Source organism: Haliea salexigens DSM 19537, from assembly GCF_000423125.1.
GTDB classification, from domain to species: Bacteria; Pseudomonadota; Gammaproteobacteria; order Pseudomonadales; family Halieaceae; genus Haliea; species Haliea salexigens.
Window position 1 is genome coordinate 206232 of the sequence record NZ_AUHJ01000003.1, and the last position, 13306, is coordinate 219537.

The 13306-nt window shown below is 61.8% G+C and carries 14 protein-coding genes; 9 read left to right on the top strand and 5 right to left on the bottom strand.

Annotation, left to right across the window (positions count from 1 at the left end; genetic code table 11):
* Positions 1-4: 4 nt before the first annotated feature.
* Together G533_RS0105205 and msrA are read right to left on the bottom strand one after the other, a co-directional pair.
* Complete coding sequence (locus G533_RS0105205) at positions 5-2479, bottom strand: TonB-dependent receptor (RefSeq protein WP_027949052.1); 2475 nt, start codon at positions 2477-2479, stop codon at positions 5-7.
* Positions 2480-2635: 156 nt separating this feature from the next.
* The gene (gene msrA / locus G533_RS0105210) at positions 2636-3301 is read right to left on the bottom strand and encodes a peptide-methionine (S)-S-oxide reductase MsrA (RefSeq protein ID WP_027949053.1); all 666 of its coding nucleotides are present in this window, start codon (positions 3299-3301) and stop codon (positions 2636-2638) included.
* A 203-nt stretch (positions 3302-3504) separates the two neighbouring features.
* Here msrA and G533_RS0105215 point away from each other — a divergent pair, with 203 nt between their 5' ends.
* The 5 genes from G533_RS0105215 to htpX all read left to right on the top strand — a co-directional run bounded on the left by G533_RS0105215 (position 3505) and on the right by htpX (position 6422).
* Positions 3505-3696 carry a hypothetical protein gene (locus G533_RS0105215; protein WP_027949054.1) on the top strand — a complete coding sequence of 64 codons (192 nt, stop codon included), beginning with the start codon at positions 3505-3507 and terminating at the stop codon, positions 3694-3696.
* Between the two features lie 13 nt (positions 3697-3709).
* Positions 3710-4396, top strand: coding sequence for a hypothetical protein (locus G533_RS0105220; protein ID WP_027949055.1), 687 nt, complete (start codon positions 3710-3712; stop codon positions 4394-4396).
* Between the two features lie 8 nt (positions 4397-4404).
* Complete coding sequence (locus tag G533_RS0105225; RefSeq protein ID WP_027949056.1) at positions 4405-5124, top strand: J domain-containing protein; 720 nt, start codon at positions 4405-4407, stop codon at positions 5122-5124.
* 85 nt (positions 5125-5209) lie between these two features.
* Complete coding sequence (locus G533_RS0105230; protein ID WP_027949057.1) at positions 5210-5530, top strand: hypothetical protein; 321 nt, start codon at positions 5210-5212, stop codon at positions 5528-5530.
* Positions 5531-5540: 10 nt separating this feature from the next.
* Positions 5541-6422, top strand: a complete 882-nt coding sequence (gene htpX / locus G533_RS0105235) for a protease HtpX (protein ID WP_027949058.1) — start codon at positions 5541-5543, stop codon at positions 6420-6422.
* On the opposite strand, the gene G533_RS0105240 is transcribed toward htpX, so the two are convergent.
* Both G533_RS0105240 and G533_RS0105245 read right to left on the bottom strand, forming a co-directional pair.
* Positions 6400-7113 carry an EthD domain-containing protein gene (locus tag G533_RS0105240; RefSeq protein WP_027949059.1) on the bottom strand — a complete coding sequence of 238 codons (714 nt, stop codon included), beginning with the start codon at positions 7111-7113 and terminating at the stop codon, positions 6400-6402. The genes htpX and G533_RS0105240 overlap by 23 nt on opposite strands.
* An 8-nt stretch (positions 7114-7121) precedes the next feature.
* Positions 7122-7892 (bottom strand): glucose 1-dehydrogenase, encoded by a 771-nt coding sequence (locus tag G533_RS0105245; RefSeq protein ID WP_027949060.1) that lies wholly within the window; start codon positions 7890-7892, stop codon positions 7122-7124.
* 194 nt (positions 7893-8086) lie between these two features.
* Between G533_RS0105245 and G533_RS0105250 the strand changes: the two genes are divergently transcribed.
* Both G533_RS0105250 and G533_RS0105255 read left to right on the top strand, forming a co-directional pair.
* Positions 8087-8824 carry a DUF1499 domain-containing protein gene (locus G533_RS0105250; protein ID WP_035526534.1) on the top strand — a complete coding sequence of 246 codons (738 nt, stop codon included), beginning with the start codon at positions 8087-8089 and terminating at the stop codon, positions 8822-8824.
* Complete coding sequence (locus tag G533_RS0105255; RefSeq protein WP_027949062.1) at positions 8821-9870, top strand: S1C family serine protease; 1050 nt, start codon at positions 8821-8823, stop codon at positions 9868-9870. The genes G533_RS0105250 and G533_RS0105255 overlap by 4 nt, the downstream gene beginning before the upstream one ends.
* Positions 9871-9917: 47 nt before the next feature.
* On the opposite strand, the gene G533_RS0105260 is transcribed toward G533_RS0105255, so the two are convergent.
* Complete coding sequence (locus G533_RS0105260; RefSeq protein ID WP_027949063.1) at positions 9918-10667, bottom strand: SDR family NAD(P)-dependent oxidoreductase; 750 nt, start codon at positions 10665-10667, stop codon at positions 9918-9920.
* 259 nt (positions 10668-10926) lie between these two features.
* On the opposite strand from G533_RS0105260, the gene G533_RS0105265 reads away from it, so the two are divergent.
* The gene (locus tag G533_RS0105265) at positions 10927-12135 is read left to right on the top strand and encodes an acyl-CoA dehydrogenase family protein (protein WP_027949064.1); all 1209 of its coding nucleotides are present in this window, start codon (positions 10927-10929) and stop codon (positions 12133-12135) included.
* A 10-nt stretch (positions 12136-12145) separates the two neighbouring features.
* Positions 12146-13285, top strand: coding sequence for an acyl-CoA dehydrogenase family protein (locus tag G533_RS0105270; protein ID WP_027949065.1), 1140 nt, complete (start codon positions 12146-12148; stop codon positions 13283-13285).
* The last annotated feature ends 21 nt before the right edge of the window (positions 13286-13306 follow it).

Genomic DNA, 13306 nt, shown 5'->3' on the forward strand with positions numbered 1-13306 from the left:
GCGCCTAGAACCGGTACTGGATTTCAGCCCCGTACATGCGTGGCGGCGCCACCGCAAAACCACCGGTACCGGAGGATTCCACCAGGGCGATACCCCCGTTGATGTAGTCCTCGTCGGTGAGGTTGGTGCCGTAGAGCGAAGCGCTCCAGCGTTCATCAATTGAAGTCCAGCCGAGCCGGGCACTGAGTTCGAACTGTTCATCCTCAAACCAGAGGCCGGTGGTACAGCTCAGCGCATCGAAACAGAACTCCATATCGAACTTCCAGCTGGCCTGGATGCGCGGCAGGAAGGTGCCCCAGGCGGTATCCAGTGCGTACTGCGCTGACAGCAGGTAGCTCTGCTCGGGCAGGCGTGGCAGGTTTTCACTGGAACGGTCGTTGGGGCAGGAATCGACCTGTATCAGGCTGAGGTCGGCGCGCACGCAGTTCGCGGCCGGTGGCTGTGCAGTGTCAGCAATGGTGATCTGCGTGTCCATGAACTCCTTGATTTCACCATCCGTGAAGGTCGCGTTAAAGCCGATAATCAACCTGTCGGTCGCCAACCAGGTGGTTTCCAGTTCAAACCCCTTGATAGTCGAATCTGCCGCGTTGATGGTGGCAGGTGACGGCGAGTTCACCTCCGGGTTGATGACCAGCGTGGTCAACTGGCGGTTGGTGTAGTCGCTATAAAATAGCGCGCCGTTGAGCCGCAACCGGCGATCGAGCAGGTCCAGTTTGAAACCCAGCTCGATATTCTGCACTTCCTCCGGCTCGAAAGGCTCGAGCTCGCCGGTGGGCGACTCGGACAGCCCCCCGGACAGGAAGCCCTCGCTGTAGGTGAGATACAGGCTGCCCTGATCCAGCCACTCACTCTCCCCGATCAGATACTGAATGCTGGCCATGGGGGTGACATCGCTGTTGGAGATCTTGCGCTGGCGCACGTCACTCTCATCGAGAATAAAAGCCGGGTTGTACTCGAACCCGGGGCGCTGCACCACGAAAAGACCGCCTCCCACCGGGATTGCCGCGCCGCCGTTGGCATCCAGCGTACTGGTGTCTATCGCGTAGTCCTGTACCCGCAGGTCGCGGCTTTCATCGGTGTAGCGCAGCCCGAGCGTGGTGCGCCACTGCGGCGTGAACTCCCACTCCACCTGCGCATAAGCAGCGACGGCATCGTTCTTCGCGGTCAGGCTGCTGGGTGAAATATTGAGAAAGAACAGGTTAGCGATCGCCGGATCGAACGGACCCAGGAAACTGATGCTCTGCCGCCCGCCGCTCTCTTCCTGATACCAGAACAGCCCGGTGACATACTGCATGCGATCATCGAAGGCACTGCCGATGAGCTGGAACTCCTGGCTGTACTGGTCGCTTTCTCCGGCACCACCCTGCGGGTGTACCGTATTGGTGCGGTGCAGAAACGGTATACCCGTATGATCGAGCTCATCATTCTGTGACGCTTCGGTGAAGCGATAGGCACTGATGCTCTTGAGAGAAAGGTCCGGATTGATGGCCCACTCCGCCACCAGGGACGCCCCGCGGTTCTCGGCCTTGTAGTCACCGCCGAGGTCGGAGATCACAGTGCGCGGATCGCCGCCACCGGCCTGCGCTGCGTCCTCACAGAAATCAGCCAACGTGCGGCCCGTGGCGGGACCAATCGCGATGGCGTTGAACAGGGCCGCCTGCCAGCCGTTGGCACCTTCAACGTTGACGCATTTCTGCGGGCGCATTTTCTGATCCGTGTCGGCCCAGTTCAGGTTCAGGTCGAGCACCAGGTCTTCCGTGGCTGTCCAGCGGGTCTGCCAGATCAGGCTCTGACGATCCTCATCCATGTAATCTTCGCCGTCGAAGAGATTTTCAATCTGGCCATCGCGCTTGCGGGTCACGCCTGAAAGGCGGGTCCAGACTGAATCGGTCAGCGGTACGTTGAGCACAAACTCCGTATCCAGGCGGTCGTAATTACCCACCCGCAGGCCCACCGAACCTTCAAAATCCTCCACCGGCTTATTGGTGGTAAACACCAGCGCGCCACCGGTGGTGTTTTTGCCAAACAGGGTGCCCTGGGGGCCACGCAGCACCTGCACGGACTGTATGTCGTTCAGGTCCAGCAGCGCGCCATCCGGTCGGCCGAGGTAAACATCGTCGATATAAATCCCCACGCCGGAGTCGATGTTCTCCCCCGTGTTGCGCTGGCCGACACCGCGAATGTACACGCTCGCCAGCGGTGCCGAGCCGTTGGCTTCGACCACGTCGATATTGGGCGCCAGCGTGTTGAGGTCGGCAAGGTTGCGTACGCCCGCCTCGCGCAGGGCCGTGGCATCCAGCGCGGTCACCGCCAGCGGCGTTTCCTGCAGGCTCTCGGCGCGCTTGCGCGCTGTCACAACCACCTCCTCAAGCACCATGCCCTGGGCGAGCACGGAGTTGGGAACAGCCGCCGAGCAGGCGGCCGCCACGGCCAGTGACAGAACAGATATCCGAGACGTTTTCTGCTTCACCATCAACATCTATTGCACCTCACTATTATGATTATCATTATCGCGCGATCGCTCATACTAACAGCGATTAGTCTGGATTAAAGCAAGCTTTGCGTCGCGCCGACAAGGCGACAAAATACCGCGATCGGGGCAGTGTGGCAGGCTTGGGGCACCGCCCCTCACGTTTCAGGTTTCGCGCCCGGCGTGCACGCCAACCGGACAGCTTACCCCCGTACCACCCAGGCCACAGTAGCCACCCGGATTCTTCGCCAGGTACTGCTGGTGGTACTCTTCGGCGTAATAAAACGGGGGCGCCGGAGATATCTCGGTGGTGATCGCACCGTAGCCGGACTGCTCCAGTGCCCGCTGGAAGTCATCCCTGCTCGCCAGCGCCTGTGCCTGCTGCTCGTTGCCGTAGGTGTAAATGGCGGAGCGATATTGTGTGCCCCGGTCATTGCCCTGCCGCATGCCCTGCGTGGGGTCGTGGCCCTCCCAGAAGCGCTGCAGGAGCTCGGCATAGCTGACCTGCGCGGGATCAAACACCACCAGCACAACCTCGGTGTGCCCGGTACCACCGCTGCACACTTCTTGATAAGCGGGGTTGGGCGTATGGCCGCCGGCATAGCCCGCTGCAGTGGTGTACACACCGGGCAATTGCCAGAACAAGCGTTCTACGCCCCAGAAGCAGCCCATGCCGAATACAGCCTGCTGCAACGGCGCAGGGAAAGGCCCTTGTAGCGGGTGGCCGTTGACGAAGTGCGCAGCGGGCACAGGCATGGCTTCGCTGCGGCCCGGCAAGGCAGACCCGGCATCGGGCAATGCGTGTTTCTTGCGAATATCAAACAGACTCATGCGGTTCACCTCTACCTGACAGAAAGCCCAGTGTACTGCCCTTCCCGTTTCTGGTGTAGCGGGTGTAAGCTGCCCGAACGGCATTCCCGCAGCGCTGCCACTGTACTGTCACACTTTTGCCCTAACGTGCAGGCAGAAGCACCCCGGCGCAGTGAACCAAAGTGTAGACGCCGGGTCTGACTGGGAAGAACAAGGACTGCAAAATGAATACACACAACGAAACATTCAACCCGGGGGCACTGTGTAGCCGCAAACTGTGGCGACTTGTCTCTGGGAAGGAACAACAGCCGCAACTGGACGAGGGCAGCCTGCGCAGCGCCGTTGCGGAACTGGCCGAACGGCGCACTTATCTCACTGAGCTGGAACGCCTGGGCAAGCTCGACCCGCGGCACTGACGCAGCCTCCGCCATGGCGAAACCTCCTGCGCAAAACTCCAGTTCACAAGACATCCAGGCTTTTCTCGGCACCGCCAAGGCCGTGGCGGTGTTTGCGCAACGACAGCCACGGCTTGTCTTCGCCATCGACGCCACCGCCAGCCGCGAGCCCACCTGGGCCATGGCGCGCGACCGACAGGCCGCCATGTTCCACAGTGCCAGCAAGCTTGCCGCGATCAGTATCCAGCTGTGCTATTACCGTGGTTTCCAGGAATTCAAGGCGAGTCCGTGGCTGACTGACAGCGACGCCCTGGCGCAACAAATGGCGCGTGTGCGCTGCCAGGGCGGTCACACGCAAATCAGACGCCTGCTGCGTCACGCCCTCACCGTACACCAGGAAAATCCCATCCGCGGCCTGGTATTTATTGGCGATGCGCTGGAAGAGCCGGCAGATGATGTCTGCCAGCTCGCGGGACAGTGCGGCCTGCGCAAGCTCCCGCTGTTTCTGTTCCAGGAAGGTCGCGACCCCGCTGTGCAGAAAACCTTTCAGTCCATGGCGCGCGTAAGTGGCGGGGCCTGGGCGCGTTTCGATCAGCACAGTGCGAACACCTTGGCAGATCTGCTTGGCGCCGTGGCCTGCTATGCCTCGGGTGGCCGCGAAGCGCTGGAGAATCACCCCGGCCAAGGTGCTAGACTGCTGCTTCAACAGTTGAAACCCTGAGGGCCTACGTGCCGAGACTTCTGCTCCTGCTGGCCATTGCCGCAGTCCTTTACATCCTCTATGTCCGCGCGCGATCGCTGCCACCCCACAAGCGCAAGGCACAGTACATCAAGCTCGGGCTGGCGGCAGTCGCTATTGTCGTTTTATTTCTTACGCTAACCGGGCGCATGCATTGGGTCGGCGCTGCGCTCACCGGCCTGCTGGTGGCCGGCAGGCAGCTACTGCCCCTGCTGATACGGCTGTTCCCGATGCTCTCTTCACTGCGCAACTCATCGGCAAGCGCGGGGCAGGGCCGACAATCCACTGTAGACAGCGCCGTGCTGCGTATGCATCTGGACCATGACAGCGGCAAGCTCAGTGGCGAGGTGCTGACCGGCCCGTTCAAGGACTGGCGACTCGATGAACTGGATCGCACGCAACTGGAAACCCTACTGCAGTATTGCCGGCAGGAAGACAGTGATTCTGTACAACTTCTGGACAGCTACCTGCAGCAGCGCTTCCCGGGCGAGACTGATTTTGGTCAGCAGAGCTCCAAGCCGCCGCCCCACAGCCAGAGCGGACTCAGCCGTAGCGAAGCGCTGGCTATTCTAGGCCTCGGCGATGAGGCCACGGATGATGATATTGTTGCCGCGCACCGCAGCCTGATGCAAAAACTGCATCCAGACCGCGGCGGCAACCACTACCTTGCCGCCAAGGTGAACGAAGCCAAAGACTTCCTGCTGGGGTAAAACAGACGGCGCAATGCAGGCTGGTGTACATCGTGACGACTCTTTACACTGCGCGCCGCACACGGTTAAGAGGAGCCCGAGAGCCATGAGTGAGGTATTTGTCGTCCGCAATCAGCTTGGCCACTACTGGGGCAAAAGCAAAAGCTGGGTAGACGGTCGCGACGCCCGTCAGGTGGCGCGCCTGAAGCATCACGATGAAGGCGTCAACCTGCTGTTCGAGCTCAGCAGCAAGGATGTGGCACTGCGCGGGGAAGTCGTGGCGGCGCAAACCGATGAGCGCGGCGAACCGGCCATAGAAGCCAGCCATCACCCGCTGCCGGACGCGGAGCAGGATTTACTCACAGAGACGGAACAGAATCCATCAGCTACCGGTCAAATCGGGGCTGAAACAACCACCACGAGGTGAAACAACGACCATGAGAATCCTGCTCTTCCTTGCCACAAACATCGCGGTACTGGTACTGGTCAGCATTATTTTCAATCTGCTGGGCCTTGAGGGCATTCTTGCCGCGAACGGCGTTGACCTGAACCTGGGTCCGCTGCTGATCTTCTGCGCCCTGTTCGGGTTCGGCGGCTCACTTATTTCGCTGTTTCTCTCCAAGTGGCTGGCCAAGCGGGGCACCGGAACCCACATCATCGAACAGCCACGCAATCGAGACGAGCAGTGGCTGCTCGATACCGTGCGGGAGCTCGCCGAAGAGGCCGGCATCGGCATGCCCGAAGTGGGGGTTTTCCCCTCGGAGGCAGCCAATGCCTTTGCCACCGGCTGGAACCGCAACGCGGCACTGGTCGCGGTTTCCAGCGGCATGCTGGAGCGCTTCCAGCCCGCTGAGGTGCGCGCTGTCATGGCACACGAAATCGGCCACGTAGCCAACGGCGATATGGTGACACTCACCCTGATCCAGGGCGTGGTCAACACCTTCGTCATGTTTCTGGCGCGCATTATCGGCCACACCGTGGACCGCGTCATTTTCAAGACGGAGCGCGGTTACGGCATTGGCTATTACGTGGTCACGATCGTTGCGGAACTGGTGTTGGGCTTCCTCGCCAGCATGATCGTGTTCTGGTTCTCGCGCTGGCGCGAATACCGTGCGGATGCCGCCGGCGCAAGGCTGGCCGGTGGCGGCGCGATGGTGGCAGCCCTGCAGCGCCTGCGTGCCGAGCAGGGCCTGCCCCAGGACCTGCCGGGCGAGCTGACCGCCTTTGGCATCAGCGAGCAGATGAAGGAGGGTTTCTCCGCCCTCTTCCGTTCACATCCGCCGCTGGAGGATCGTATCAGGGCCCTGCAGCAGGGCTGAACCAGTACGCGCTCATCGGCACCACGTCGATCCTGTCGAAGTCGATGAAGCGCGCACAACTTTCCATCATGGCATTCTGGTTTGCCTCCAGCGTCGCGTCGTCCTGCGCGGCGTAGAAGCTGTGCGCGGATGTCATGGCGTCGGCGGGGAAGTCTTCCTCGACGATCGCGTCCAGCGTCGGGCCACCCTCATCGAGGGCACAGACCACCAGATTCTGACGGTACCCGAAGGTAGACTGGGTATCGATGGCCACCTGCCAGTGGCTGCCTTTCCAGATATTGAGCCACTCAGGCACCGTCAACCGGGGAGGACGCTGCAGCAGGGCAACCTGGCAGAAGCCGGTCACCCGCGCGTCAGCGCCCGGCGGATGCGTGTCGTTGACAATCGGCTCGGCCTCGGCCACCAGCCACGCGTGGCTGCGGGCAACCAGCTCGGGTACCAGTGCCGCTGGTTGCGGCCTGCGCCAGGCATCGTCGAGCCAGACTGAAAGCAGCGCGTCCGGCAAGGGGCCGCCACTGGCGAGGCGTTTGTCCGCTGCAGGCGCCACAGCGGAATCCACTACTGCCAGACGCAATCCACGCACAGACTCCAAACGCTGCAATGCCGGCACCAGGTCTGCCAGCAGTCCCGCACGAAACGCATCTTCTCCCACTGCGGCCACACGCCACAGGCAATACTGTACTTTCTCCATGAAACCTCCTAGGACAAGCCAACCGGTGGCGTAATGGTGGAGCAATTGTCGATCAACATCTCGGTACCGTTGACGAACCAGGACTCATCCGCAGCGAGATAGAGCACCATCTGGGCGATATCCTCGGGGTTGCACATGTCAGCATCCTTCAGCGACGCCAGCTCCTCCTCGGAGGCGGAATCCTTGCCGGTGGCCGCCTTGATCACCATGGGCGTGCGCACCCCATCGGGGTGAATCGAGTTGCAGCGAATACCGTTACCCCGCTCCTTGCAGTACATGGCAATGGATTTGGTGATGGAGCGCACAGCACCCTTGCTGGCGCTGTAAGCTGCGGCAAAAGAAATGCCCTGAATGGCCGCCACCGACGACATGTTGACGATGGAACCGCCACCGCTTTGCTCCATGGCGGGAATGGCGTGTTTGCAGCCGAGAAAAACACCCTCACTGTTGACCGACTGCACCTTGCGGAACATGGCCAGATCGGTGTCCACAATCGAGGCGATGGTCAACATACCGGCGTTGTTAACCAGAATGTCCAGGCGCCCGAACACCTTCAGGGTATCGGCAATAACCTGACGCCAGTTGTCCTCGTCTGACACATCCAGGCGCATGAATCGGGCTTGCTCGCCGATGCTGTCGGCAACGGCCTGACCGTCAGCTTCATTCAGATCGGCGACAACCACCGACGCGCCTTCCGCGGCCAGCAAAATGGCATCCGCCTTGCCCATGCCACTGGCGGCACCCGTGACAATGGCGACTTTTCCGGCGACTCGTCCCATACTGCTGCTCCTTCGCCCCTTGTGGGCCTGCTAAAACTGTGAGCGCTGGAGTTAAGCAAATGCCCCTGCGAAGCTCAATGCGCCGCGTGAAAAACAGGGATGCATGGCTGCTCTGTTGAACCGATTGCGGGCCTCGCACAACACCGCTCGTAATAGTATTCTCATCCCCCACCACGACTCGCCTGGAGCTCACCATGACCGCCTCTCAACGCTCTCCCCGCCTGCCCGCCTGGCTGCTCATATTCACGGCACTGCTTCTGCTGGCATTGCCCGTGGCGGTACTGGTCGTGCGCGCCGGCCTGTGGCAGCAGGGACTGCTGCTGTACGCGCTGGCCTGTTTACTGGCGACCGTGTCGGCCCTGATACTGGCGCTACTGTGCGTACTGCCGCGCTACCGGTCGCAACGCAAGCAACTGCTGCTCGGCATCGCCTGCGCACTGCCCGGCACCCTGCTGTTCCTCTCCCTCGCGGCAGGGCGCGGCGACTACCCCGCCATTCACGACATCACCACGGACTTGAGTGACCCGCCGACCTTCTCTCACGCTGCCACACTGCGTGGGCCGGAGAGCAATTCGCTGGACATCAAACCCGACAGCCTGGGCGCACAACAGGAAGCCTACCCGGATCTGCAATCCCTGCGCAGCGAGCGCAGTGCGCGCAACGCCTACCGTCACGCCCTTGCCATCGCCGAACAGCTGGGCTGGGAGGTCGTCTGGCAGGACCCTGATGCCTGGCGTTTCGAAGCGGTCGACACCACCGCCATCATGGGTTTCAAGGACGATGTTGCGGTACGCATTCGCTCTACTGCCGAGGGCAGCGTTGTCGACCTGCGTTCCGTTTCCCGCGTCGGGGTGGGTGATATCGGCGCCAATGCACAGCGCATTCGCGCCTTCCAGACAGCTTTCACCGAGGATAAAGGGGGACAGCTGTGAAACAGTGGTGGGCCGCGTTGGCGCTGGCACTGCTGTGGCCCGTAGCCCTTGCGGCGAATGTGGACTACCTGAGTTTCGCCACCGAGGACGAAGCCAACAGCACGGAAATTTTCAGCAAGGCGAGTCCGGCGGTCGTGTTCGTGACCAACAAGGCGCTGCGACGCGACCTGTTTTCGCTTAACGTACACGAGATACCGCGTGGTTCGGGAACGGGTTTCGTCTGGGATCCAAGCGGCCTGATCGTGACCAATTTTCACGTCATCGCCGGGGCTCACCGCTTGACAGTCACCCTGCAGGACCGCAGTGAGTTCGATGCCGAGGTCATCGGTGTGGCGCCGGAGAAGGATCTCGCGGTGCTGCGTATCCAGAACCCGCCGGCGGGCCTGATCACGCTGCCGCTGGGCGACTCATCGGAACTCAGTGTCGGGCGTAAAGTGCTCGCGATCGGCAACCCCTTCGGTCTGGATACCACCCTCACCACTGGTGTCGTCAGTGCGCTGGGGCGCGAGATCCGTGCCCCGGGCAACCGCACCATCCGCGGCGTGATTCAAACGGATGCCGCCATCAACCCGGGCAACTCGGGAGGCCCTCTCCTGAACTCCCTGGGTCAACTGGTCGGCGTGAATACGGCAATCTACAGTCCCAGCGGCGCCAGCGCGGGCATCGGCTTTGCCATTCCCGTGAATACGGTCAGGGAGGTCGTGCCACAGCTGATCAGCTACGGTCGCATCCAGCGGCCCAGCCTGGGCCTGGAGCTTGCGAGCGACCGCTGGATACGCCGCTACCGCATCGAGGGGCTGCCAGTTGTGCGCGTATTCCCCGGCTTGCCGGCGGATCGTGCGGGCATACGCGGCGCCTACCGCAATGCCCGTGGCGAAATCCTCCTGGGTGACATCATCACCGCCGTCGATGGCAAAGCCGTGCGCAGCAACGACGACTACCTGAGCCTGATCGAGCAGCACACACCTGGCGACACGATCACCATTTCGCTGCGCCGAGGCGACGAGCAGCGCGATGTCAGCGTCGAGTTGAGTGATTCAGACTAAACGCAGCAACGCCCCCGGGGAAGGGGCGGGCTGCGCACAGTGACGTATCAGGACAACATACCACCGTCGACCCGGATGTCTTCACCGGTGATATGTACCGCATCTTCAGAGGCGAGCATGGCAATGACACCGGCCATCACCTCCGCATCCTTGGCTCCGGACAGGGAGGTGATGCGTGCAATCAGCTCGAAGTCCATGTTGGGTGGCCACTCAATCCCGGTGGTCATGCCGCTGTTGATATCCCCTGGACACACGCAGTTGGCACGCACACCGCGCTTGGCGAATTCCACCGCAATACTGCGCGTCATCGCCAGAACGCCACCCTTGCTGGCAGAATAAGCCGCTCCGCACGGCAAACCCGTGAGAGCCGCTGTAGAAGCAGCGTTGACAATACTGCCCTTCGTTTCCATAAGATGTGGCAGCACTTCCCGACACAATAGCAGCGTACCGGTAAGGTTCACCGCAATGACTCGCTGGAAGGCCTCAACAGCGATCGCGTCTGTGTCGTCGAAACGTAGAATGCCCGCCATATTGACCAACGCGTAGAGGCTTCCGTAGTGCGCCACACAGGCCGCGACCGTTTCCTTGACCTGGGTTTCATCCGCGACATCACAGCACCGTGCTGTAGCCTCACCGCCGGCCGCCTCGATGCTCGCCACCGTTTCATCCAGCCCCGGCTGGCTGATATCCACGCAGTACACGCTGCCTCCCTCGGCGGCGATACGCACCGCGGCGGCACGTCCAATTCCACTGCCGGCACCCGTGACCATGACCACCCTGTTACTGAAACGCTGCATCGTCTGTCCTCGTTATCGATAATCAGCCGGCGAGCATGTACCAGAGGTGGCAGAAGCGTCAATTCGCGCGGTACGCAGCACTGAACTCAGCCGCCGAGATTGCACATCCGAACAGGGTTTGCTGCTCTATACCAGCTCCGTATCTAGACCTCCCTTGCGCGGTCAATCGTTGCTTATGGCCGCCCGGTCATTACCCTTGGCACACTCGAAGCGCGCCCCGCAGGGAAAGCGCGCACGGCCGTCATACAGGAGATACAGCGTGGAAGACCTGGACCAGTTCAGAGAAGAGACGCGGCAGTGGCTGGAAGCCAATTGTCCGGCTTCACAGCGGCTGCCCAATACGCCCGAAGAACAGTACTGGGGCGGCCGCCGTGGCAGCTTTGCCAGCGAAGATGCCAGGGTCTGGTTTGAGCGCATGCGCGACCGCGGCTGGACGGCGCCGGAATGGCCAGAGGCCTATGGCGGCGGCGGCCTGACCCCGCAGCAGGGACGGGTGTTGAAAGAAGAGATGAAGCGCATCAAGGCGCGCACGCCCCTCTACAGCCTGGGGCTGTGGATGCTCGGCCCGGCACTGCTCGAATACGGTAGCGAAGAGCAGAAGCAGCAACACCTGCGCGCTATCGTCAACGGCGAATTCCGCTGGTGCCAGGGCTACTCTGAACCGGCTGCCGGCTCTGACCTCGCCAGCCTGCAAACCCGCGCCGAAGACCAGGGCGACCACTTCCTGGTCAATGGCAGCAAGATCTGGACGACTGGCGCAGACCGCTCGGACTGGATTTTCTGCCTGGTGCGTACCAATCCCCATGTAAAAAAACAGGAAGGCATCAGCTTCCTCTTGATCGACATGGCAAGCCCCGGCGTCAGCACGACACCCATTGAACTGATCAGCGGCGAGTCGGAGTTCTGCCAGACGTTCTTCGACAATGTGCGCGTGCCCAAGAGCAACCTGGTCGGCGAACTGAATCACGGTTGGTCGGTCGCCAAAGCGCTGCTGGTGCACGAGCGCAAACTGATGGCGGAAATTGGCGGCGACTCCCCACGCCAGGAAATCGCGCCCGTCGAGGCCGCGCGGCGCTACCTCGAATTCAGCGCCGGGCGCATCGCCGACAACCAACTGCGCAGCGACCTCGCCGACTACGAAATGCGTATGCACGCCATCGGCCTGACCCACATGCGCAGCTTTGAAGAGCGCGCTGCAGGCATCAAGGGAAGTGTCGGCCTGGCGATGAAGTACCTCGGTACCGAAGCCGTGAAAGACAAAAACGAGCTGCTGCTGGCAATCATGGGAACGCGCGCCCTGGGCTGGGAAGCGCCCGGATTCACCACGGAAGAGCTCGACACAACGCGGCTCTGGGCCATGTCCAAGGCCATGACCATTGCCGGCGGCACCAGTGAGGTGCAGTTGAATGTCATCGCCAACCACGTCCTGCAACTGCCGCAGGCACCGAAAGCCGCGACCGAGTCCTGAGGAGTACAGCATGGCACTGGTATTGAATGAAGAGCAGCGTTTGCTGGCCGAGACCGCACGCGAGTTTCTGCAAAAGCAGGCACCGGTGAGCGCACTGCGCGCGCTGCGTGACAGCCGCGACCCACTGGGTTACGACGCCACGCTATGGCAGCAAATGGCCGAGCTGGGCTGGGCCAGCGTGATCCTGCCGGAGGACTTTGGCGGCCTCGACTTCGGCTTCAGTGGCCTCGGCGTAGTACTGCAGGAGAGCGGCCGCACACTGACGGCGAGCCCGCTGTTCGCCACCGCGGTTGTGGGCGCATCGGCCCTGTTGCTCGGCGGCAGCACGGACCAGAAAGCCGAGTATCTGCCCCAGGTCGCAGCGGGTGAGGTCACGTTGGCCCTCGCGCTGGAGGAATCAGCGCACCATCGACCCCAGCATATAGGCACGCGGCTGGAAACGGTGGGCGATGGTTTTGCGCTCAACGGAGAAAAGGTATTTGTGCTCGACGGCCACTCGGCAGATACCCTGCTGGTGGTGGCCCGCAGCAGCGGTGAACCCGCCGCCCGCGACGGCCTCTCGGTGGTTATGGTGCCGCGCGACACAGCCGGTGTTGCCATCGAGCGCACCGTCATGGCCGACAGCCGGAATGCAGCCAATATCCGCTTTACCGATGTCGCCATTTCCAGCGCGCAGGTGATCGGTAACGTCGGCGAAGCCGGGTCATGGCTGGAGGACGTGCTTGATCGTGGCCGAATCGCCATGGCCGCGGAGATGCTGGGGAGCGTTGAGGAAGTTTTCGCACGTACCGTGGCATGGCTCAAGGAGAGAGTGCAGTTTGGCGTACCCATTGGCAGCTTCCAGGCCCTGCAGCACCGCGCGGCGCGCCTGCAGACCGAGCTGGAGCTGGCGCAGTCTGTTGTGTTGCAGGCTCTGGCTACCGTGGATGAGCAGCCCCGGCAGCTGGCGCTGATGGCCAGTCTGGCCAAGGCCAATCTGAATGAACTGGCCAAGCTTGCCACCAATGAAGCTGTGCAAATGCACGGAGGCATCGGTGTGACCGATGAGCTGGAAATCGGTTTCTTCCTCAAGCGCGCACGCACGGCCATGCAGATATTCGGCGATACCGGCTTCCACAAAGACCGCTACGCGACACTGTGTGGCTACTGACACAACACGACACTGTTTAGA

What these genes read in the sequence shown, in the direction of transcription:
- G533_RS0105205 (WP_027949052.1), bottom strand. Translation starts at nt 2,479, where the DNA reads ATGTTGATGGTGAAGCAGAAAACGTCTCGGATATCTGTTCTGTCACTG.
- msrA (WP_027949053.1), bottom strand. Translation starts at nt 3,301, where the DNA reads ATGAGTCTGTTTGATATTCGCAAGAAACACGCATTGCCCGATGCCGGG.
- G533_RS0105215 (WP_027949054.1), top strand. Translation starts at nt 3,505, where the DNA reads ATGAATACACACAACGAAACATTCAACCCGGGGGCACTGTGTAGCCGC.
- G533_RS0105220 (WP_027949055.1), top strand. Translation starts at nt 3,710, where the DNA reads ATGGCGAAACCTCCTGCGCAAAACTCCAGTTCACAAGACATCCAGGCT.
- G533_RS0105230 (WP_027949057.1), top strand. Translation starts at nt 5,210, where the DNA reads ATGAGTGAGGTATTTGTCGTCCGCAATCAGCTTGGCCACTACTGGGGC.
- htpX (WP_027949058.1), top strand. Translation starts at nt 5,541, where the DNA reads ATGAGAATCCTGCTCTTCCTTGCCACAAACATCGCGGTACTGGTACTG.
- G533_RS0105240 (WP_027949059.1), bottom strand. Translation starts at nt 7,113, where the DNA reads ATGGAGAAAGTACAGTATTGCCTGTGGCGTGTGGCCGCAGTGGGAGAA.
- G533_RS0105245 (WP_027949060.1), bottom strand. Translation starts at nt 7,892, where the DNA reads ATGGGACGAGTCGCCGGAAAAGTCGCCATTGTCACGGGTGCCGCCAGT.
- G533_RS0105250 (WP_035526534.1), top strand. Translation starts at nt 8,087, where the DNA reads ATGACCGCCTCTCAACGCTCTCCCCGCCTGCCCGCCTGGCTGCTCATA.
- G533_RS0105260 (WP_027949063.1), bottom strand. Translation starts at nt 10,667, where the DNA reads ATGCAGCGTTTCAGTAACAGGGTGGTCATGGTCACGGGTGCCGGCAGT.
- G533_RS0105270 (WP_027949065.1), top strand. Translation starts at nt 12,146, where the DNA reads ATGGCACTGGTATTGAATGAAGAGCAGCGTTTGCTGGCCGAGACCGCA.